Annotated in this window: 18 protein-coding genes and 1 pseudogene; 4 read left to right on the top strand and 15 right to left on the bottom strand. The window is 51.9% G+C overall.

Annotation, left to right across the window (positions count from 1 at the left end):
* Positions 1-155: 155 nt before the first annotated feature.
* From JTI98_RS11560 to pdxB, 10 genes are all read right to left on the bottom strand, one after another.
* Complete coding sequence (locus JTI98_RS11560; protein ID WP_216081275.1) at positions 156-725, bottom strand: UbiX family flavin prenyltransferase; 570 nt, start codon at positions 723-725, stop codon at positions 156-158.
* A 96-nt stretch (positions 726-821) separates the two neighbouring features.
* Complete coding sequence (gene purF / locus JTI98_RS11555) at positions 822-2,339, bottom strand: amidophosphoribosyltransferase (RefSeq protein ID WP_042999999.1); 1,518 nt, start codon at positions 2,337-2,339, stop codon at positions 822-824.
* Positions 2,340-2,373: 34 nt separating this feature from the next.
* On the bottom strand, positions 2,374-2,862 hold the full coding sequence (gene cvpA, locus JTI98_RS11550; RefSeq protein ID WP_042999998.1) for a colicin V production protein: 489 nt from the start codon (positions 2,860-2,862) through the stop codon (positions 2,374-2,376).
* Between the two features lie 247 nt (positions 2,863-3,109).
* Entirely contained in the window at positions 3,110-3,793 is a 684-nt protein-coding gene (gene dedD, locus JTI98_RS11545; RefSeq protein ID WP_042999997.1) for a cell division protein DedD, read from the bottom strand.
* Positions 3,783-5,051, bottom strand: coding sequence for a bifunctional tetrahydrofolate synthase/dihydrofolate synthase (gene folC, locus JTI98_RS11540; protein ID WP_044327710.1), 1,269 nt, complete (start codon positions 5,049-5,051; stop codon positions 3,783-3,785). Before folC ends, dedD begins: the two co-directional genes overlap by 11 nt.
* Positions 5,052-5,120: 69 nt before the next feature.
* Positions 5,121-6,035 carry an acetyl-CoA carboxylase, carboxyltransferase subunit beta gene (accD, locus tag JTI98_RS11535; RefSeq protein ID WP_042999995.1) on the bottom strand — a complete coding sequence of 305 codons (915 nt, stop codon included), beginning with the start codon at positions 6,033-6,035 and terminating at the stop codon, positions 5,121-5,123.
* Positions 6,036-6,188: 153 nt separating this feature from the next.
* Positions 6,189-6,848 carry a DedA family protein gene (locus JTI98_RS11530; protein ID WP_042999994.1) on the bottom strand — a complete coding sequence of 220 codons (660 nt, stop codon included), beginning with the start codon at positions 6,846-6,848 and terminating at the stop codon, positions 6,189-6,191.
* Positions 6,849-6,872: 24 nt separating this feature from the next.
* A complete protein-coding gene (gene truA, locus JTI98_RS11525) occupies positions 6,873-7,685 on the bottom strand; it encodes a tRNA pseudouridine(38-40) synthase TruA (RefSeq protein WP_044327711.1) in 813 nt (270 codons plus the stop codon).
* The gene (locus JTI98_RS11520) at positions 7,685-8,698 is read right to left on the bottom strand and encodes an aspartate-semialdehyde dehydrogenase (protein WP_042999992.1); all 1,014 of its coding nucleotides are present in this window, start codon (positions 8,696-8,698) and stop codon (positions 7,685-7,687) included. The genes truA and JTI98_RS11520 overlap by 1 nt, the downstream gene beginning before the upstream one ends.
* Before the next feature lie 66 nt (positions 8,699-8,764).
* On the bottom strand, positions 8,765-9,901 hold the full coding sequence (gene pdxB / locus JTI98_RS11515; RefSeq protein ID WP_044258488.1) for a 4-phosphoerythronate dehydrogenase PdxB: 1,137 nt from the start codon (positions 9,899-9,901) through the stop codon (positions 8,765-8,767).
* Between the two features lie 103 nt (positions 9,902-10,004).
* Here pdxB and flk point away from each other — a divergent pair, with 103 nt between their 5' ends.
* The gene (flk, locus tag JTI98_RS11510) at positions 10,005-11,006 is read left to right on the top strand and encodes a flagella biosynthesis regulator Flk (RefSeq protein WP_216082245.1); all 1,002 of its coding nucleotides are present in this window, start codon (positions 10,005-10,007) and stop codon (positions 11,004-11,006) included.
* Here flk and JTI98_RS11505 read toward each other — a convergent pair.
* Positions 11,003-12,181, bottom strand: a complete 1,179-nt coding sequence (locus JTI98_RS11505; protein ID WP_090049619.1) for an MFS transporter — start codon at positions 12,179-12,181, stop codon at positions 11,003-11,005. The two genes, flk and JTI98_RS11505, sit on opposite strands and share 4 nt — an antisense overlap.
* Before the next feature lie 651 nt (positions 12,182-12,832).
* Between JTI98_RS11505 and JTI98_RS21215 the strand changes: the two are divergent.
* Positions 12,833-12,925 (top strand): annotated as a pseudogene (locus JTI98_RS21215) (hypothetical protein); the annotation flags it as partial.
* Positions 12,926-12,927: 2 nt separating this feature from the next.
* Positions 12,928-13,458, top strand: a complete 531-nt coding sequence (locus JTI98_RS11500; RefSeq protein ID WP_044327714.1) for a YbjP/YqhG family protein — start codon at positions 12,928-12,930, stop codon at positions 13,456-13,458.
* Between the two features lie 40 nt (positions 13,459-13,498).
* Here the strand turns inward: JTI98_RS11500 and fabB are convergent, their stop codons facing one another.
* Entirely contained in the window at positions 13,499-14,716 is a 1,218-nt protein-coding gene (fabB, locus tag JTI98_RS11495) for a beta-ketoacyl-ACP synthase I (protein ID WP_044258478.1), read from the bottom strand.
* 158 nt (positions 14,717-14,874) lie between these two features.
* On the opposite strand from fabB, the gene mnmC reads away from it, so the two are divergent.
* Positions 14,875-16,875, top strand: coding sequence for a bifunctional tRNA (5-methylaminomethyl-2-thiouridine)(34)-methyltransferase MnmD/FAD-dependent 5-carboxymethylaminomethyl-2-thiouridine(34) oxidoreductase MnmC (gene mnmC / locus JTI98_RS11490; RefSeq protein WP_044327715.1), 2,001 nt, complete (start codon positions 14,875-14,877; stop codon positions 16,873-16,875).
* A 156-nt stretch (positions 16,876-17,031) separates the two neighbouring features.
* Here the strand turns inward: mnmC and JTI98_RS11485 are convergent, their stop codons facing one another.
* The 3 genes from JTI98_RS11485 to JTI98_RS11475 all read right to left on the bottom strand — a co-directional run bounded on the left by JTI98_RS11485 (position 17,032) and on the right by JTI98_RS11475 (position 20,623).
* Positions 17,032-19,470 carry a sulfatase-like hydrolase/transferase gene (locus JTI98_RS11485; protein WP_216081274.1) on the bottom strand — a complete coding sequence of 813 codons (2,439 nt, stop codon included), beginning with the start codon at positions 19,468-19,470 and terminating at the stop codon, positions 17,032-17,034.
* A 225-nt stretch (positions 19,471-19,695) separates the two neighbouring features.
* Positions 19,696-20,055 carry a hypothetical protein gene (locus tag JTI98_RS11480; RefSeq protein ID WP_046401778.1) on the bottom strand — a complete coding sequence of 120 codons (360 nt, stop codon included), beginning with the start codon at positions 20,053-20,055 and terminating at the stop codon, positions 19,696-19,698.
* Between the two features lie 40 nt (positions 20,056-20,095).
* A complete protein-coding gene (locus JTI98_RS11475; RefSeq protein WP_216081273.1) occupies positions 20,096-20,623 on the bottom strand; it encodes an ATP/GTP-binding protein in 528 nt (175 codons plus the stop codon).
* Positions 20,624-20,725 lie beyond the last annotated feature (102 nt).

The following is a 20,725-nucleotide window of genomic DNA, read 5'->3' as shown; positions in this document are numbered from 1 at the left end:
CAATATTGTCCTGATGTTGAAGATAGCAGGTCTGACGGATGAACCGCAGCGTTTCAGATGGATTTAGCGAATTAAATGTTGAGGATATGATCGCGGTTACAAAATTGCCCTGTTTCAGGGCAATTGATGCAAAAAGGCCCGCCGACGGGGCAATATTATGCTCCCTGCCAACGGGTAAAAAGGTCCTGCGGAAGGGCGATATCAAACTGATCGAGGACGCGATTAACTGTCTGATTTATCACATCATCCAGCGTCTGAGGACAATGATAAAACGCCGGAACCGGTGGCATAATGATCGCACCAATTTCCGCCGCCTGGGTCATTAAGCGCAAATGCCCCAGATGAAGCGGCGTTTCCCGAACGCACAGCACCAGTGGGCGGCGCTCTTTTAACACCACGTCTGCCGCGCGGGTCAACAGGCCATCGGTATAGCTATGGACAATACCAGAAAGCGTTTTAATTGAGCACGGCAGAATAACCATTCCGGCGGTCTGAAAAGAGCCGGAGGAGATGCTGGCGGCAATATCGCGCGCATCGTGCGTCACGCTCGCGAGCGCCTGAACATCACGCAGCGATAAGTCAGTCTCGAGAGAAAGCGTCTGGCGGGCGGCCTGGCTCATGATCAGATGCGTTTCAACATCCGGTACATCGCGCAACACCTGGAGCAGCCGCACGCCGTAAATGGCGCCACTGGCACCCGAAATACCAATAATGAGTCGCTTCATGATTTATCGCCCTGTCTGACTTCTGGGCTGACTTTGCAGGATTTTATGGGGAGTTGCAAGTCAGGGGGCGGGATTCGCCCCCTGGCAGGTCAGGGATTACCCTTCGTTGTGCATCTCGAGGTTTTCAACTTCGTTCTGCAACTGAACTGCTTTGGCATCGTCATTACGCAGGGAATCGAGAAAATCGAGATACTGCTGATCCACATCCTTCGTAACGTATACGCCGTTAAACACGGAACATTCAAACTGCTGGATATCCGGGTTCTCGGTACGGACCGCGTCGATCAGATCGTCCAGGTCCTGGAAGATAAGACCGTCTGCGCCGATGATCTGGCGAATCTCATCCACTTCACGACCATGCGCAATCAGTTCGTTTGCAGTAGGCATATCGATGCCGTACACGTTCGGGAAGCGAATCTCCGGTGCCGCAGAGGCCAGATAGACCTTTTTCGCCCCGGCTTCACGTGCCATTTCAATAATCTGCTCTGAGGTGGTGCCGCGCACAATGGAGTCATCCACCAGCAGGACATTTTTATCACGGAACTCCGCGCGGTTGGCGTTCAGTTTGCGGCGTACGGACTTACGGCGCAGCTGCTGTCCCGGCATGATAAAGGTACGACCAACGTAGCGGTTTTTCACAAACCCCTGACGGTACGGCTTGCCGAGAATACGCGCAATTTCCAGAGCGATATCGCAGGAGGTTTCTGGAATCGGGATGACCACGTCGATATCCAGATCCTCCCACTCACGAGCAATTTTTTCGCCAAGCTTGGTACCCATGTTCACACGGGCGCTGTAGACGGAAATCTTGTCGATGAAGGAATCCGGACGCGCGAAGTAAACATACTCGAACAGGCACGGATTGCTGACCGGGTTTTCGGCACACTGACGGGTGAATAGCTGCCCTTTCTCCGTGATATAAACCGCTTCGCCCGACGCAACGTCACGCAGGAATTCAAAGCCCAGGGTATCCAGCGCGACGCTTTCAGACGCCACCATATATTCGGTGCGACCGTCGCCGACATCACGTTTACCCAACACCAGCGGACGGATACCGTTCGGGTCACGGAAGGCAACCATACCGTGACCAATAATCATCGCCACACAGGCATACGCGCCGCGGATCTGGCGGTTGGTCGCGGCAATCGCGGCAAAAATGTTGTCTGCTTCCAGCGGGTAGTGACGGAAGTTATCCAGTTCACTGGCGAAGATATTGAGCAGGATCTCAGAATCTGAGGTGGTATTGATGTGACGGCGCTTCTCCTCAAACAGCTTTTTACGCAGTTCGTGGGCATTGGTCAGGTTGCCATTGTGGGCAAGCGTGATGCCATACGGGGAGTTGACGTAGAAAGGTTGAGCTTCAGAGGCGCTGGAGCTGCCAGCCGTTGGATAACGCACATGACCGATGCCCATGTTGCCCTGCATACGCTGCATGTGGCGAGCTTCAAAAACATCACTCACCAGACCGTTTGCCTTACGCAAACGGAAGCAGTTATTTGCATCGATGGTGATAATGCCAGCGGCATCCTGACCACGATGCTGAAGCACTGTTAAGGCGTCATAAATCGACTGGTTAACCGGCATAACACCGGCGATACCGACAATACCGCACATACGTCTTTTTCCTCGTTAAGCTACAACCCAACGCTTATGCTCTGGGCAAGAAACTTGACGAGCTTTGCAGATAGTCAAAGAACCATCTGATGATGAAACTGAACTCCGGGATCAGCCGTGACTTACTCCAGTCCTCACCTTTCGACAGGCCGGTAAAGGTGTCGAGAAAGAACAGAATAGCAGCCACAATCAACACGCCGCGCAGAGCCCCGAAACAGACCCCCAGAACCCGGTCGGTACCTGACAGACCGGTTTTCTCAACCAGTTGCCCTACCACGTAGTTCACAATGGCGCCGACGATCAGCGTCGCGATAAACAGCACCGCGATGGCAATCCCGTTTCGAACCAGTTCGTCTTCAAAGCCCGAAAACCAGACAGACAGGTAAGTGTAGTAATGGCTGGCGACAAAGAAAGCACAACCCCATGTCACCAACGATAACGCTTCACGAACAAAGCCACGGATCAGGCTAACCAGACAGGAAAAACCAATCACCGCGATAATGGCGTAATCAATCCAGACCATATGTGTCCCACGATTTTACGCCCTGTCGTCCTGTTCGGGGCGCATTCTAACAGAAAAAGAAAACGTTTGCGTAGGGATTTCCTTCCCGCGCGTAAATAAAAATGGCGCTGAAAAAAACTTCAACGCCATACCGTTTTATGCCTCTTCGGGCACTGCCGGATGGCGGTGTAAACGCCTTATCCGGCCGACATACAACAAGGTGGGAAGCCTGATAAGACGCCGAGCGCTGTCATCAGGCAACCCTCACTTAGTTCGGGCTGTACCCCATCACCACTCCGCTTAATCCGGAGATTTGCTGCAGCTCGCCGAGCGAGCCTTTCAGCTTGTCGCGTGATGCATCCGGCCCCACGAGAATACGGGTTATTTTACCCTGTACTGGCGTTGACGGAGAAGTATATACCCGGAAACCTGCGGCACGAAGTTTCCCCACGATCTCATTGACCTTATCGGCATTTTTCAGCGCCCCTAACTGCACAACGTAGGCTTTACCCGTTGGCGCCGGTTTCTCTTCTGCCGCCGGTTTTGGCGCAGGAGCGGGAACAGGAGCAGGCGTTGCCTCTACAGGCGGCTTCGGTTGCGGCTTCGGCTTTTCAACCGGTTTTGGTTTAGGCTGCTCTACCGGCGCTGGCGTCGAATCAAGCTCAGGATTATTCGCTGATGCATAGCGTGACGGATCCAACGACGGTGCCGCCGCATCGCCTGCCCGTACCTCTTCCGCCGCCCCTTCTGGCGGCTGAGTCGGCAATGCCTGCGTTGCCGCTGGCATCATATCCGGCTCATCGCGATCGCCCGGTTTCGGGACCAGCGGGATCGCCGCGAATTCATCCTGATAATGTTTTTTCTGCCCGTCGAGCAGCCCGGGCAACACAATGACGCCCAGCGCGACCAGCACGATCGTGCCGACTAAACGATTCTGAAACTTACTCGCCACCGATTCTCCCCGCGTCCATCACTTCCATGACATGTGCAACCGTGTGAAATGAACCGCACACCAGTACGGTATCTTCTGGTCTCGCGTCTGCCAGCGCCGCATGCCATGCCAGCGCGACACTGTCATAGACACTGCCTTTACCGAGATGTTCCAGCAGTTGTTCTGCCGTTGCGCCCCGGGGGCCTTCCAGCGGAGCACAATACCAGTCGTCGACCACGCTTTTCAACCAGGCCAACGTTCCCGCAATATCCTTATCATGTAGCATACCGATAACGGCAAGAACGCGCCCCTTTTTTGGCAACATTTTCAGCCGTCCGGTGAGATATTCCGCCGCATGAGGATTATGCGCGACATCAAGAATGACGCGCGGCGACTCGCTCACAATCTGGAAACGTCCTGGTAGAATCGCCCGGGCAATCCCGTCGCGAATCGCCTGCTCACTGACGTTCAGGCCGCTGGCGCGCAGTGCCGCCAGCGCAGTCGCCGCATTAGGTTGAGGCACCTGTGGCAGCGGTAAATCCACCAGGCTACCGTGGCGATCGCTAAAGGACCAGCCCGTCTCCGTTACCGTAAACTGCCAGTCCTCGCCACGACGCTGTAACCGCGCGCCTTTCTCCAGTGCGACATCGGCGATGGTATAAGGCATTTCGGGTTCGCCGACAATCGCCGGTTTTCCCGCACGGAAAATACCGGCCTTTTCACGGCCAATGCTTTCACGATCCGGCCCCAGCCAGTCGGTATGATCCAGCGCGATGCTGGTGACTACGCCAACATCGGCATCGACGATATTTGTCGCGTCGAGTCGTCCACCCAACCCAACTTCCAGGATCACCACATCCAGTTGTGCCTGCTTAAACAGCCACAATGCAGACAAAGTGCCGTATTCGAAATAGGTCAGCGAGATGTCCCCACGCGCCGCTTCGATCTCGGCAAAGGATTCGGTGTGAGCCGATTCGGGCAGTTCATTGCCACGTACACGCACACGTTCGGTGTAACGCACCAGATGTGGCGAACTGTATACCCCGACGTTATATCCCGCCGCCGTCAATACCGACTCCAGCGTCCGGCAGGTCGTGCCCTTGCCATTAGTGCCAGCCACGGTGAAGACAAACGGCGCAGGCTTCAGTACGCCCAATCGCGCAGCCACCTGGCTTACGCGCTCAAGGCCCAGATCGATCGTTTTCGCGTGGAGGTTTTCCAGATAAGAAAGCCACGAGGCCAGGGGCGACGTGGCTTTAGGAATACGTTTGTTATTCATGATGCCCGTGAAATCGTTACGTTGAGAAAAGCAAAAGGGCAGCGCCTGTGGCCCTGCCCTTTTCAGTTATCAGGCCTCGGGTTCCTGATCCGGCACCGGCGGCACCACCACGCCTTCACGCGGGGTATCCGGATTTGGCGCCGGCAGATTCATCAGCTTCGCCAGAATGCTCGCCAGTTTCAGGCGCATCTCCGGACGGCGGATGATCATATCGATAGCGCCTTTTTCGATCAGAAACTCACTGCGCTGGAATCCCGGCGGCAGTTTCTCACGTACGGTTTGCTCGATAACGCGCGGACCCGCGAAGCCGATCAGCGCTTTCGGTTCAGCAATGTTGAGATCGCCGAGCATCGCGAAGCTTGCAGAAACGCCGCCCATTGTTGGGTCAGTCAGCACGGAGATGTACGGCAGACCGCGCTCCTGCATTTTTGCCAGCGCCGCAGAGGTTTTCGCCATCTGCATCAGCGACATCAGCGCTTCCTGCATACGCGCACCGCCGGAGGCGGAGAAGCATACCAGCGGGCAGTTATCTTCCAGCGCCTGTTCAACGGCACGGACAAAACGTGCGCCGACCACAGACCCCATCGAGCCACCCATGAAAGCAAACTCAAATGCCGCTGCCACAACCGGCATGCCGTGAAGCGTACCCTTCATCACGACCAGCGCATCTTTCTCGCCGGTTTCCTTTTGCGCGGACGCCAGACGGTCTTTGTATTTCTTGGAGTCACGGAACTTCAGCACGTCTTTCGGCTCGAGTTCGCTACCCAGCTCCACCAGCGTTCCTTCATCTAACAGGCTATGCAGGCGGTTACGCGCCGACATACGCATGTGATGGTCACACTTCGGACAGACCTCAAGATTACGTTCCAGCTCAGCACGGTATAAAACCTGACCGCAGCTATCACACTTAGTCCACACCCCTTCAGGAATGCTTGCCTTGCGGGTGGGAGTAATGTTGCTTTTAATTCGTTCAATCCAGCTCATTTATGACCTTTCTGCCTGAACCTGGTGTGTTCCAGTTTTGCCGTGGGGGCGCATAATGCCATTTTTGCCCCCAACAGACCATGAATGTTGCACATTAAAACATAACAGCCCGAAACTTTGGACAAAAAAGTGGTCGAACCGCTGAGTTAGTTTCTATTTTGTTACACGTGACGCTGCGCGTTTATGGCGAACAATTTCCACCACGCCCGGCAGGATCGATACCACAATAATCCCGACGATCAGCAACTTAAGGTTGTTCTGAATCATCGGAATGGTGCCGAAGAAGTAACCGGCATAGGTAAAGAGCAGAACCCACAACAGCGCACCTATCACGTTATACGCCGCAAAATGACGATACGACATATGTCCCATTCCCGCCACAAACGGTGCAAATGTTCTGACAATCGGCACAAAGCGGGCGAGAATGATGGTTTTTCCACCGTGTTTTTCGTAAAACTGGTGTGTTTTGTCCAGATAGCTACGGCGGAAAATCTTCGAGTCCGGGTTACTGAATAACTTCTCGCCGAACAGGCGACCAATAGTGTAGTTCACCGCATCCCCGACAATCGCGGCAATCAGCATCAACACCACCATCAGGTGCACATTGAGATCGTTGGTGCCCAGCGACGCCAGCGCTCCCGCCACAAACAGCAGGGAGTCCCCTGGCAGGAACGGCGTGACCACCAGTCCGGTTTCACAGAACAAAATCAGGAACAAAATTGCGTAAACCCAGACGCCGTACTCTGCGACCAGTTCCGCCAGGTGCACATCAATGTGCAGGATAAAATCGATGAGAAAGTAAATCAGGTCCATAGTTGTGCCTTTATACGACTCGAATTAGTCCGCCAGAAAGAGCGGGCCCATAGGCGGTTTAGGAAGGTCAAACCGGTCAGGGTAGTCCACCGCAACCAGATACAGTCCTTCGGCCTTCGCCGTTGCCGCTGCGAGCGTTCTGTCCTTTGCCGCTAACAACTCTGCTATCCAGCTCTCCGGCTGGTTGTGGGCGCCAACTTCCATCAGGCTGCCAACAATGTTCCTGACCATATGATGTACAAAGGCATTCGCTTTGATATCGACCACCACATACGCCCCATGGCGCGACACATTAATATGCATCACGTTGCGCCACGGCGTGCGCGACTGGCACTGGACGGCGCGAAACGACGTAAAGTCATTCTCGCCAATCAGACACTGCGCCGCACGATGCATGCGTTCGGCGTCCAGCGGCTCGTAATAATGCGTCACCCCTTTGCCTAACACCGCCGGACGTAACCGGTGATTGTAGATGATGTAACGATATCGGCGAGCCGTGGCGCTGAATCGCGCGTGAAAATCTTCCGGTACAGCTTTCACCCATCGCACCGCAATGTCACCAGGCAAATTCGCATTTACACCCAATGTCCAGGCCGCATCTTTACGCAGCGCGGTGGTTTCAAAATGCACAACCTGTCCGGTGCCGTGCACACCGGCATCGGTGCGCCCGGCGCAAAAGACGTTAATCGGCTCATTGGCGACCTGCGAAAGCGCCTTTTCCAGCTTTTCCTGCACACTGCGGACTTCATTCTGACGCTGCCAGCCATAATATTTGCTGCCGTCATACTCGATGCCCAGCGCAATTTTATACACCGGCGGTTGTAGCTGGTCAGACATCAGTACAGGTACTCCTGCACCAGTTTTTCCGCAATTTTCACCGCCATCAGCGCGCCGCCAAAGCGGACGTTATCCGCCACGGACCAGAACTGAACCTGTTCCGGCATGCCGTAATCGTTACGCACGCAGCCCACAGACAGATGCGCGCTGCCTGAAGCGTCGCCCACCTGGGTCGGAAATTCACTCTCTTCTGACAGTACAATGTCTTCGCCGCGGGAAAAGGCATCGCGCGCCTCTTCGGCAGCCAGTGGACGCAGCGCTTCAAATGCCACCATCTGCGCGTGACCGTAAAACACCGGTGACTGTACGCAGTTTGCCGAGATCAACAACCCATCATCCTGCATGATTTTGCGTACTTCATCGACGATCCGCCGCTCTTCACGCACGCTGCCTTCGCGATCCGGCAACAACGGCAACATGTTGAACGCCAGTTGGCGACCAAAGAAATCATCTTCATCGATGGGGATCCCGTTCAGCAGTTTCGCGCTTTGTCCGGCCAGTGCATCGACCGCTTTTTTACCCTGCGCAGATGCCGAAAGCAGACTGGTTACGGTGATGCGAGAAAGCCCACCCTGATCGATAAGCGGTTTCAGCGCGGCCAGCAGTTGGCTGGTCAGGCTGTTCGGCACGGCGATTACATTGCGATTGCGATAGTCCGCCAGCACGAACGGGTTCACTTCCGGCACCACCAGCGGAACGTCGGGTTCAAGGGCGAACAGACCGCTGGAATCAATGACCAGACAGCCCGCGTTTGTCGCCTCTTCAACCCAGGCCGCCGTGGCCTCAACGCCAGCAACGAAAAAGGCCAGTTGCGCCTGCGTCCAGTCAAATTCGGCCGCATCCTGCACAATCACTGACTTACCACCAAAGCGCAGATGTTCGCCTGCGCTTTCATTACGTGCCAGCGCAAAAATTTCCCCAACCGGGAACTGACGTTCAGCCAGGGTTTCAAGCAACGCTTCGCCAACGGCGCCCGTCGCGCCGAGGACGGCAATATTCCAGCCTTCAGACATGGTGGTTTACTCCAGAAAAGCATAAGCCTCCCTGCCGATTATTCGTCAGGGGGCATTAAGAAGACATTAACGTGTCGGGTGATGAACTGCGTTAAAACCCAGTTTACACAGTAACGCCGCCGCATCTGCGTCGTCGCACATCACATACAGTGAGGACCATTCACGACGCTCGAGGTAATTTTTGCGCAGTTTATCAAATTCACCCGGTATTCCGGCAACGTTGCGCAGCGGCGCATCGTCGCGGCGCACATCATACACCAAATGCACCAGTCTTTTCAGCGTCGGCTGATCCAACGGACCATGCAGCGTAATACGGCCAAATTCCGGGGCCGGCAGCAAGGTATCCAGCGCGACACGCTGCTCATGACCGATAAATGCGCTATATGCTTCAAAGACCTGCGTGGTGCCGCGCGCTTTGCCTTCCAGCGTGTAGCCCGCAATGTGCGCGGTGCCGATATCGATCGTGTTCAACAGGTCCACATTCAGATCCGGCTCGCCTTCCCAGACATCCAGAACCACACTCAGATCCTGTCCGGCGTTAAGACGCGCCAGCAACGCGGCGTTATCCACCACGGCGCCACGACAGGCATTAATCAGAATAGAGCCCGGTTTCAGACGAGAAATCAGCGCATCATCGGCCAGATGCAGCGTTTTGTAAGGCCCTTCTTTAAACAGCGGCGTGTGGAATGTCAGGACATCCGCTTCCTGAACCAGTTCATCAAGCGAGCGGAAGTCGCCCTCGTCCCCGCGATCCGCACGGGGTGGATCGCATAACAGCGTGCGGATCCCCAGTGCTTCCAGTCGCGCCTGCAGGCGTCCACCGACGTTACCTACACCGACAATCCCGACTGTACGATCGCGCAGCGCGAATCCGTCACGTTCTGCCAGCATCAGTAGCGCGGAGAACACATATTCCACCACCGCAATGGCGTTACAGCCTGGTGCCGCTGAAAATCCGATGCCCGCCAGCCTGAGCCAGTCCTCATCCACATGGTCGGTACCCGCAGTTGCGGTACCCACAAACTTGATGGCTTTCCCTTCCAGCAGCGACGCGTTCACTTTGGTGACCGAACGCACCATTAACGCATCGGCATCATCGAGCTCAGCGACAGGGATGGGACGTCCGGGAACCGCTTTGACCTCACCCAGACGACTAAACAATTCGCGGGCATAAGGCATATTTTCATCAACGAGAATTTTCACGTCTGTCGTACCTGTTTGAGAACGAGAGTTAACCGGGCAAGTGTGCCATAATCTGGCCGCCAGGCATACTTTGCTAAGATTGATGGTTTAAGGATAAGTGATGATGCAACCCATTTCCGGTACTCCCGCACGCCCTCCCGGTGAAGGGCAACCTGCGGTTTCCACGGCGGGCGAACAACCGCTCTCCACGCAACAGCGGACCGTACTGGAACGCCTGATAACGCGCCTGATTTCACTGACGCAACAGCAAAGTGCGGAAGTGTGGGCAGGTATGAAGCACGATCTCGGCGTAAAAAGCGATACTCCACTGCTGTCGCGCCATTTCCCTGCGGCGGAACAAAATCTCAACCAGCGCCTCGGTGTGGCCCAACAAAATCATGCCAACCGCCAGGTGCTTTCACAGTTGACAGAATTACTGACTCAGGGAAATAACCGCCAGGCGGTCAGCGATTTTATTCGTCAGCAGTACGGACAAACGGCGCTCAGCCAACTCAAACCGGAACAGCTTAAGAACGTGCTAACGCTTTTACAGCAGGGACAGTTGTCGATCCCGCAGCCGCAGCAGCGCCCGGCGACCGATCGCCCGCTACTGCCAGCCGAACACAATACGTTAAATCAACTGGTTACCAAACTGGCCGCCGCAACGGGGGAATCCAGCAAGCTGATCTGGCAATCAATGCTGGAACTTTCTGGCGTGAAAAGCGGTGAGCTGATCCCGGCAAAACAGTTCACCCATCTGGCGACCTGGCTGCAGGCGCGTCAAACCCTGAGTCTGCAACACGCCCCGACCCTGCAATCGCTACAGGCGGCGCTCAAGCAACCGCTGGAAGCCGATGAACTGCTCAACCTGAAAGATTACGCCCAGCAGACCTGGCAAATTCAACCGCAGACGGTGCTGACCACCGCGCAAGTGCAGGATCTCCTGAATCAGATCTTCCTGCGCCGCGTCGAGCGCGATCGGGAATTAAACGATCCCCGCCACATTCAACCGATTTATAGTCCGTTTACACCGGTTAGCGATACGCTGCGCTCGTTCACCGCGCGTCCCGGACTGCTGTTTATCGCCCTGCTGGTCGCGTTATTGATTTTCTGGCTGGTCATCTAGCGCCGGCGAAACGACAGTAGCGTCACCACAATCCCCAGCACCGCTGAAATCGCACCGGCAAGAAACACGGATGGATAGCCACAGGACGTGGCAAGCAACCCCGCCAGCGGACCAGTGACCGCGTAAGAGATATCCTGAAATGCGGCATACCCCCCCAGCGCGGTCCCGCGGACCTGTGACGGTACGCGTTTCACCACTTCAACGCCGAGCGCCGGGAAGATCAGCGAACAGCCGGCTCCGGTTAATGCCGCACCGAGTAGCGCAAACCAGGCCGTCGGCGCCAGCCAGAGCAAGACCAGCCCAACGGTCTCGATCAGCAGAGAAGCGATAGCCACCCTGACCCCGCCAAAGCGGTCCGGCATCCAGCCAAACAGCACGCGCATGATCACAAAGGCTCCGCCAAACGCAGTCAGCGTAAAGCCCGCCATCGCCCAACCGTGGCTGGCAAAATAGAGAGAGATAAAGGTGCCGATCACGGCAAATCCCACGCCTTGCAGCGCGAGGCCCAGACCCGGTTTCCAGATAAGCCCTACTACGCTCCACAGTGAGGGACGTTCACCCGCATGTGCCGGTACTTTACGCACCGTTCCGTTAAATGCCCATGCCAGCAGCGGTAACACCATTGTCGTGCCCGCAAGACCCGCAAACCCAAAATGGCTGTGGATCAGCAGACCCAGCGGCGCCCCTGCCGCCAGCGCACCGTAAATTGCCATCCCGTTCCACGACATCACTTTACCGGAACGTGCCGGCCCCACCAGACCCAGCCCCCAGGTCAGGGTTCCGGTCAGTAACTGGCTTTCCCCAAAGCCGAGGATCAGCCGTCCGACGATTAATAACGCGAATTTGAACGGTACAGAAACGGGTAAGAGTGCCGCCAGTAGCCACGCGCCGCCCGCCAGCGCGCAGGCAAACATGCCCTGCAGCGCAGAACGCTTGGCGCCGTACTGATCGGCGAGTCGCCCGGCATAGCCGCGCGTTAAGACGGTTGCGAGAAACTGGATCCCCACGGCGATACCGACCATCGTATTGCCATAGCCCAGTTCATGATGAACAAAAAGTGGAATGACGGGTAGCGGCAGGCCGACCGTCATGTAGGTCAAAAAGACCGCAAACGCGATACGAAAAAGCGATGTGTTCGCTGCAGATGTTTTTTCTTTATGGGTTACTGCTGTCATGCGTTACTCCAGAATGCAGAGTAAGGCGAGGAAACGACACGCCCCCTCCACCTGACCGTCAGGATTAAGGTGCGTTGGATAACGTCAAACGCTTACGCATTATCCGGAAGATAATGATGGGCCTGAAGTCTGCCTGCGAGTGACTCACGTTGTCAACAGTAACCCTGCGTTACGTAATGATGGTTTGTTGCTAAAGCATGAAGGTATACGGCACTTGCCCTGTTTGTACCTGATACTCTTTTTATATGGACTCGGTATCTTGAGTCGAAGATAAACAGCGTGGACGCTGCCGAAAATCCAGGTACGCTAATACATTCCTGTATCGTAAACCATGGCGAAAAAATCATTTCCTTCCTTTCGCCAATGACATAAAAATGGCTTTTCCCATGTCATCCAGGCGTTATTGGTGGCATATTTAGTTGACAAGAGAAAATGATATTTATTCTGCATTGTAGAATCATATTAAAAAAGCAAATGAATGATTCAAGTTGTTTTATTATTCACTGCAATTAATAAATAGACAAAAATAGCATGAACAGTCTTAACGGTTACACATCCAAACATAATTTTGTTAATGCTGCATTTATTTTTCTATGCACATTACTTACAGGGGTTATTATGAGTTGGGCTAAAACAGCCGCAATGAGTCGTTCAGAGTGGTACTCAGATTTCAGACAACGCGACATGTGGGCAGGCCCTGGTTACCGGGCGGCAAAACCGGCCTATATCATCTACAGGAAATAGCGATGAGAGCCTTCTCTTTTTTAGCACTTGTCCTGCTGCTTTGCAGTTGCTCCACGCCCCGGCACGACAGCACAGAAGACGTTAAACAATTCTATCTCGCGTGGATGGCGGCATTTATCGATGCACCAGATAAGCCTCACGATACCCGCGGGTTAATGCAACGTTATGTTGCTAAAGAGGTTATCGATCGTCTGACGTTGATTGATCGCTATTATGAGCAAGACATCATCGACTCAGACTACTTTATGTATGTGCAGGATTATGCCCCTGAGTGGATCCCACTGTTACAGGTTGGACAAGCACGTCCCTTCCTCGGCGGCGAAAAAGTAGATGTCAAACTGGGTGGACCCGCCAACATAGCGCCCGTTCATCTGGAGGTCTATACGCGTTGGGAAGAAAAACACTGGAAAATCTATCGCGTCAGGGATATTGGAAACCAATTTGAACATCCCATTTACAGCGCCGGTGCCATTACCCAAGCCAGAGCCTGGTCTGCGAAAATCGCACCTGAATACGAAGCGCTTAAAAAGTAAAAAGGGAGCCTTATGGCTCCCTTTTCCGTCAACAATTGTCTTACGCTTTCAGCTTACGCATCACCAGCGTGGCGTTAGTACCGCCGAAACCGAAGCTGTTAGACATAACGGTGTTCAGTTCGCAATCGACAGTTTCGGTCACGATGTTCAGGCCTGCAGCCTGCTCGTCCATCTCTTCGATGTTGATGCTCGGCGCGATAAAACCATGCTCCAACATCAACAGAGAGTAAATCGCTTCCTGTACGCCCGCAGCGCCAAGAGAGTGACCTGTCATGGCTTTGGTCGCAGAGATCGCGGGGCTCTTATCGCCAAACACTTCGCGAATCGCGCCCAGCTCTTTCACGTCGCCAACTGGTGTAGAAGTACCGTGGGAGTTCAGATAGTCGATCGGCGTATCTACACCGTGCATCGCCATCTGCATGCAGCGCACTGCGCCTTCGCCGGACGGAGCCACCATGTCAGCGCCATCAGAGGTCGCGCCGTAGCCCACGATTTCCGCGTAGATATGCGCGCCACGCGCCAGGGCGTGTTCCAGTTCTTCAACCACCACCATACCGCCGCCACCTGCGATAACAAAACCATCACGGTGCGCATCATAGGTACGGGAAGCTTTAGCAGGCTGGTCGTTATATTTGGTGGACAGTGCGCCCATCGCATCAAATTCACAGGCCATTTCCCAGCCCAGCTCTTCGCCGCCGCCCGCAAATACGATGTCCTGTTTACCCAGTTGAATTTGTTCAACTGCATTGCCGATGCAGTGAGAAGACGTCGCACAGGCCGAGCTAATCGAATAGTTTACGCCGTGGATTTTAAACGGTGTAGCGAGGCAGGCCGAAACGGCAGAGCCCATCGCTTTGGTCACCACATACGGGCCAACAGCTTTCAGACCACGCGGGCTGCGCATGGCGTCAGCACCGAAAACCTGCGCTTTAGACGATCCACCGGAACCTGCAATCAGGCCAACGCGCGGGTTATTCTGATAAACCTCTTCGCTCAGACCAGCGTCTGCGATAGCTTCACGCATGGAGAGATAGGCATAAATAGAGGCATCGTTCATGAAACGCACCACTTTACGGTCGATCAAACCAGTGGTGTCCAGTTTGACGTTACCCCATACGTGGCTGCGCATTCCCGCATCTTTAAACTCTTCAGAAAAAGTGATCCCTGAACGTCCTTCACGCAGAGATGCCAGGACTTCCTGCTGGTTATTACCGATGCTGGAAACAATGCCCAAGCCAGTAATCACTGCACGTTTCATTCAATACCTCTGTCAGTCGCACTATAGTAAGTTTCGATTGGCACAATAGCGTACACTTGTACGCCGAACAAGTCCGATCAGCCAATTTATACTGAAATTTGCGCCGCCTGGCACACATCGCTAAGATCGTGACACTGCCTGTCAGACGAGTAACTTACGTGAAACAATACGCTATACAACCCGCCAACCTCGAATTCAACGCTGAGGGTACACCTGTTTCCCGAGATTTTGACGACGTCTACTTTTCCAACGACAACGGTCTGGAAGAGACGCGCTATGTCTTCCTCGGAGGCAACCGGATCGCTGAACGCTTTGTGGAACATCCTCGCCCGTTGTTTGTGGTGGCTGAGAGCGGCTTCGGCACGGGTCTGAACTTTCTCACGCTATGGCAGGCGTTCGCCGCATTTCGCGCCACTCAGCCCGAGGCTACGCTACAAAGATTACATTTCATCAGTTTTGAAAAATTTCCATTGAGTCGTGACGATCTCACGGCGGCGCATCAGCACTGGCCGGAGTTGGCCGAATTTGCCGGACAACTTCAGGCCCAGTGGCCGTTGCCGCTGGCAGGTTGCCACCGCCTGCTGCTGGAAGAAGGACGCGTCACGCTCGACCTCTGGTTTGGCGATATTAATGAACTCACCGATCAACTCGACGACAGTCTGAATCAAAAAGTTGACGCCTGGTTTCTCGACGGCTTCGCCCCGGCCAAAAATCCGGACATGTGGACGCAAAATCTGTTTAACGCCATGGCGCGTCTGGCACGTCCTGGCGGTACGCTGGCAACCTTTACATCTGCGGGATTTGTTCGTCGTGGTTTGCAGGACGCCGGCTTTACTATGCAAAAATGCAAAGGTTTTGGCCGCAAGCGCGAAATGCTGCGCGGAACCATGGAACAGACGCTGAAAATCCCGTCCTCAACGCCGTGGTTTGCTCGTCAGGGAAGCGAAAAACGTGACGTCGCCATCATCGGCGGCGGGATCGCCAGTGCACTGCTTTCGCTTTCGTTGTTACGCCGGGGCTGGCAAGTGACACTCTATTGTGCCGATGACGCCCCCGCCCAAGGCGCATCCGGCAACCGTCAGGGAGCGCTTTATCCCCTGCTCAGCAAGCACGACACGGCGCTCACCCTTTTCTTCCCGGCAGCATTTACCTTTGCCCGTCGCTTGTATGACGCCCTGCCTGTAGAATTTGATCATGACTGGTGTGGCGTCACGCAGTTTGGCTATGACGACAAGAGCCAGCACAAGATCCAACAAATGCTGTCGCTGGCATTGCCGTCTGCGCTGGCAAGCGCGGTGGATATCACCCAGGCACAAAAACTTACCGGGGTAGAGACTGGGTGCGGTGGCATAACCTATCCGCAAGGCGGTTGGCTGTGCCCGGCGCAACTGACCGCAGCCGTGCTGAAACTCGCGGAAAAGCAAGGGTTACGTTGCCATTACCAACATTCTCTGGCAGCTCTTCACCGTTCAGCTTCCGGCTGGGATCTGCACTTTACGCACGGCAATCACGCAGAACATGCCGCGGTAGTGCTGGCCAATGGTCATCAGATTAACCATTTTGCCCAAACGCAGCCGTTACCCGTCTACGCTGTCGCCGGCCAGGTCAGTCATATTCCGACGACGCCAGCGCTTTCCCGGATCCGTCAGGTGCTGTGCTATGACGGTTATCTGACGCCGCAGAATCCGACGAACCAGCAACACTGTATTGGCGCCAGCTACCATCGTGGCAGCGAAGAGACGCAGTATCGGGAAGACGATCAGCGGCAAAATAGGCAGCGCCTGATTGACTGCTTCCCGGCGGTAGACTGGGCCAAAGAAGTCGATGTGAACGACAAAGATGCTCGCTGCAGCGTGCGTTGTGCCACCCGCGATCATTTACCGATGGTAGGAAGCGTTCCGGACTACGCGTCGACGCTTTCATGCTATGCAACACTCAATGAACAGACTAAAAATGCCGTTTTAGCCCCATATTATCCGGACCTGTACATGATTGGCGCCCTGGGTGCTCGCGGACTTTGTTCTGGGCCACTTGCAGCAGAAATTCTGGCTTCCCAAATGAGCAGTGAACCTCTTCCCCTCGACAAACTGACACTGGCTGCACTGAACCCGAATCGATTGTGGATCCGAAAGCTCCTGAAAGGTCGGCCTGTTGAGTAGCCCATCAAATCAGTTCCGGCATGATGAGCTAAACCCAACGAGAACAGACCATATCGCGTAGAAGGTATCAATACGCCTCGTCTTAAAGGAGTCAACGCAGGCGTATCATGCAGCTTTACGCGGTAAACGACTCAAGCATTACGCTGACTCGTACGGTTATTCATCATCATTAAATTTGACCTGTATGGCTATTGACTGGTCAGGACGACCAGCGTGCTCAGTAAGAGGCCTCAGATTATCATCAAGAATAGCGATATAAGGCTTCTCTGCAGTCAATGCAGCGAACTGAGGCAAATCGAGATCAATACGGTTAACAATCCCCTTCGAACACTCCGGATCAACATTACCCATAATGGCATAAAAGAGATTCGTTTTTCCTTTTGTCGGCGGGGCATCTTTAATCATCCGGGAAAGGGAGATTTCCCCCTGTTTTTTATCGCAAACCGCCAGTTTTCCAATGAATTCCGGGTAGATGGTAACCCCCGCCGAAGGGAGATTTGTATACGTAAAACGGGTCAAAAACAAACCATCGCCTTCCAGAAAGCGGTTAGCAAGTATAGAGGGTTGAATAAGTGAATGATGTCCGGCAGACATGATATTAACAGGCGGAAAACTATGTGTTTTTTCAGATTTTAACAGCGTCTCTGTCCAGACCATTAGATTTCTATCTTTCAATGCATTACGTAAATCATTCGCTCGTGAGGAAGAATAAGCATTATCTTCATTCAGACTGACCTTAACAGCCATGGGTGTTTTAGAAATAAGACCTGATGCCGAATGAATGGAAGACAGAGAACCATTATAATAGCAATACTGATTGTCAAAACTACGCAGTTCAGGATTCAGTGTTGATAACTCGCGACAAGTATCTATCCACAAAAACATTTGATTGTTGCTGATAAGGTTCACAAGGAAAAAAGCCGGAAGATAGCTGTTATTCCCGACAGAGATGATATTATCACTGCTAAAGACAACATCTTCTATTTTACCGGTTTTCGTGTAACGGATAAGAGAAGGGATCTTAAATGACTTACCGCCTATCTTAACTTGCTTTTTATGGGAATCAATTTCAACGCTGCCATTAATATCAGGGTAACCCCAGAATGCCATATCAATAGTCGTTCGCCAGGAAAGCAGCTTTTTGTCCAGGAACATTTGCCCCGAGAAGTTTTCCGCGAGCGTCGCCATATTGCCATTTAAATCACGGCCAAGCCCTACAGGGTGAGAACCATAGTTCAGATAATTGAGAATGGTCGGAGAAACATCAAGAGTTGTACCATGACGAGGATTTTGTGTCGGCTTGATACCCGCACCAGTGATCATCAACAAATTATGACGCTCCTTCTTTTTCAACGTCTGTAGCGTCTTTACCATTACTGGAGCGAGATGATCTGAACCAAAAACCAGCAACGTATCATCCAGAAGACCTTCCTTCTTCAAGGACTGATACACTTTACCAATAAGATAATCGGTACAATGCGCCGCATTCAGCAGATGATCAATGCCATCACCATACTTCATAGACTCACATTCATGTGCTAAATACCCTTCCGGCTGATGGGTTCCGATATTGATCGAAAAGAGTCCCCAGGGGGTTTGGGTCTGCCGCAAAGAAGCAACGCGCGTCAGTAATTGTTCGTAAAGAGTATCATCATACAGCCCCCAGTTGTTTATGTAATCTTTGGCCACATGTTGATCAACAAACTCTTTTTTACCCTTCACATCAGAAAAACCATGATCCTTATAAAACTGCCCCTTTCCTGCGAATTCAGTTTCGGCTCCGCCCATAAACTCCAGGTGATAGCCTTTCGATTTTAAAATATCCCCTAAACATACAGCATTGGGCATAAAATTATTCATCTGGAAATTATCATTGGTGAACACAGATAATAACGGCATACCACATTGACTGGAAACCATTCCAGCCATTGTCCAGCTGCTACCAATAGTTTGACCAATGTTCGTAAATGTAACACTATCCTTTTCAATTTTATGCAACTCAGGAAGCAACCCAGGGAAAAGACTTTCATCCATATAATTCCCTTCCAGACTTTCCAGATAGAAATAAATGATATTCTTTGGTTTGGGAGTTGATGCTATGACTTGCGGCTTTATAAAATAATCAGAAAAATCACCTGATGATTGTGATGTTAAAGAATACGCAATTAAATTTGAGGTCGCAGGAGCGCAAAAGAATGCGCATAACACCATTATCACGCCTTCAACCACCGACACTATTTTGAATTTGGTCTTTTTGCTTTTTAGAAAAGACCTCAAATAGATAATAATAAGAACTGCAAAAATAGCTTGCGACAATAAGAAGTAAAATATTAAAAAGTAAAAATCACTAAAATCGCCCCCTTCGACTCCGAATCGAAGATGGTAGAATACAGAATCATCAAAACCTATACCCGTAAACCAATTAGCGACTAAATAGCAACCTGTCAACAAACTAAAAATGATTGTAATAAGGATAAAACAGGTAGCAATGATCGAACCGGCGATACCTCGACAATGGCTTTTAAAGAAAAAAAAGAAAGCAGACAAATAAAGCAAGGCTGCTAAAAAAGACCAACTCTCATTTCCCATTTCCATAATAAACTGCATCCTTTTAAATCTCAGTCATTGGAAATGCTGATGTCATAGAAAATTATTTATCAACTGTTTCCCGTAAGTATATTATTCATAATAAATGTTTTTATAAAAATAACACAATAAAATACCCTACAAGCAAAATGCCGGTAGGGTATCAATGAATTTGTTGAGCCTCCAGTCATTGACATAGTATGACAATGACAAAACGCTTTACTCAATCAAAAATTATACAACTAACTGGGACTCAACTTCTTTCACATGGTGACGAGCCAGAGCTAAGTTAGCTTTCGACTTATCAAGAACAAAATAGATAAAAAGCCCCGGATTCTTATCAATTGGGCAAATAATATGATACTGTTTACCTAACGTAATCAGAATATCATCAATTTTATCGTTGAGCTTAAGGGTTTCCATCGTTTTCATTTTCGCACGCACTACTTCGGTATTACCCGCAGAAGCCAGTTCCAGATTAATGCCTGAGCCAGCCTGACCTAACATCATACCGCTATTAGAGTCCACAACAGAAGCGACGATCGCACCAGAAACCTGCATCAGCGAATTTAATGATTCAGAAATATTACTCATGATAAGTCCTTTATAAAAAAATAGATTAATTCCAATAAAACTACTCGATTAACAACGCCAATAACTTTAGTACATCCTCCTTATTCCTGATATCAACAGCAATAACAGGAACATTAGAATCATTAATTAAATCTAATATTTCAATGACTCTATCGGAATAAGAATCACTATATTTACTAATTCCAACAATACATTTACTGGTCAACAACACATCACGAAACCTATTGATGAAAAAATTAATTTCACCGGTAAATGTCTTGCTGGTAATATCAAAAAGTATAACAGTGCCACTTGATCCTTTACTCATAAACTCCCAGAGAAACTCGAACCTCATCTGACCAGGGACGCCATAGAGTCTCACACGGGTATCATTGTTAAAGCTAAACTCACCATAATCAATGCCAACAGTGACTGTCTTCTTTGGAACCAGCTGACTATTCAAAGACTCTGTATCTAATGAGGAACGCATAACCTCCGTGCTCACAACAGATATTTCACTAACTGCATTTATGGCTGTCGTTTTACCAGCCCCTGTTGGCCCCACGAACACTATTTTTAATTCATTCATATATAAAAACACCAGATAGCAAATTAGTGTGTTTTTGCAACATTCAGAGGTTCACCGTATGAAATGCATTATAAGCATAAAAAAGGAAATAACCAGAAAAAA

Source organism: Citrobacter sp. MGH 55, assembly GCF_016906145.1.
Lineage (GTDB): Bacteria > Pseudomonadota > Gammaproteobacteria > Enterobacterales > Enterobacteriaceae > Citrobacter_A > Citrobacter_A amalonaticus.
Note: the sequence above shows the minus strand (reverse complement) of the source record. Positions and strands in the feature narration are given on the sequence as shown.

What these genes read in the sequence shown, in the direction of transcription:
- JTI98_RS11560 (WP_216081275.1), bottom strand. Translation starts at nt 725, where the DNA reads ATGAAGCGACTCATTATTGGTATTTCGGGTGCCAGTGGCGCCATTTAC.
- JTI98_RS11505 (WP_090049619.1), bottom strand. Translation starts at nt 12,181, where the DNA reads ATGACAGCAGTAACCCATAAAGAAAAAACATCTGCAGCGAACACATCG.
- JTI98_RS11475 (WP_216081273.1), bottom strand. Translation starts at nt 20,623, where the DNA reads ATGAATGAATTAAAAATAGTGTTCGTGGGGCCAACAGGGGCTGGTAAA.
- purF (WP_042999999.1), bottom strand. Translation starts at nt 2,339, where the DNA reads ATGTGCGGTATTGTCGGTATCGCCGGTGTTATGCCGGTTAACCAGTCG.
- flk (WP_216082245.1), top strand. Translation starts at nt 10,005, where the DNA reads ATGCAACCCATTTCCGGTACTCCCGCACGCCCTCCCGGTGAAGGGCAA.
- JTI98_RS11530 (WP_042999994.1), bottom strand. Translation starts at nt 6,848, where the DNA reads ATGGACCTGATTTACTTTCTCATCGATTTTATCCTGCACATTGATGTG.
- JTI98_RS11485 (WP_216081274.1), bottom strand. Translation starts at nt 19,470, where the DNA reads ATGGAAATGGGAAATGAGAGTTGGTCTTTTTTAGCAGCCTTGCTTTAT.
- folC (WP_044327710.1), bottom strand. Translation starts at nt 5,051, where the DNA reads ATGAATAACAAACGTATTCCTAAAGCCACGTCGCCCCTGGCCTCGTGG.
- fabB (WP_044258478.1), bottom strand. Translation starts at nt 14,716, where the DNA reads ATGAAACGTGCAGTGATTACTGGCTTGGGCATTGTTTCCAGCATCGGT.
- accD (WP_042999995.1), bottom strand. Translation starts at nt 6,035, where the DNA reads ATGAGCTGGATTGAACGAATTAAAAGCAACATTACTCCCACCCGCAAG.
- cvpA (WP_042999998.1), bottom strand. Translation starts at nt 2,862, where the DNA reads ATGGTCTGGATTGATTACGCCATTATCGCGGTGATTGGTTTTTCCTGT.
- JTI98_RS11480 (WP_046401778.1), bottom strand. Translation starts at nt 20,055, where the DNA reads ATGAGTAATATTTCTGAATCATTAAATTCGCTGATGCAGGTTTCTGGT.
- JTI98_RS11500 (WP_044327714.1), top strand. Translation starts at nt 12,928, where the DNA reads ATGAGAGCCTTCTCTTTTTTAGCACTTGTCCTGCTGCTTTGCAGTTGC.
- truA (WP_044327711.1), bottom strand. Translation starts at nt 7,685, where the DNA reads ATGTCTGACCAGCTACAACCGCCGGTGTATAAAATTGCGCTGGGCATC.
- JTI98_RS11520 (WP_042999992.1), bottom strand. Translation starts at nt 8,698, where the DNA reads ATGTCTGAAGGCTGGAATATTGCCGTCCTCGGCGCGACGGGCGCCGTT.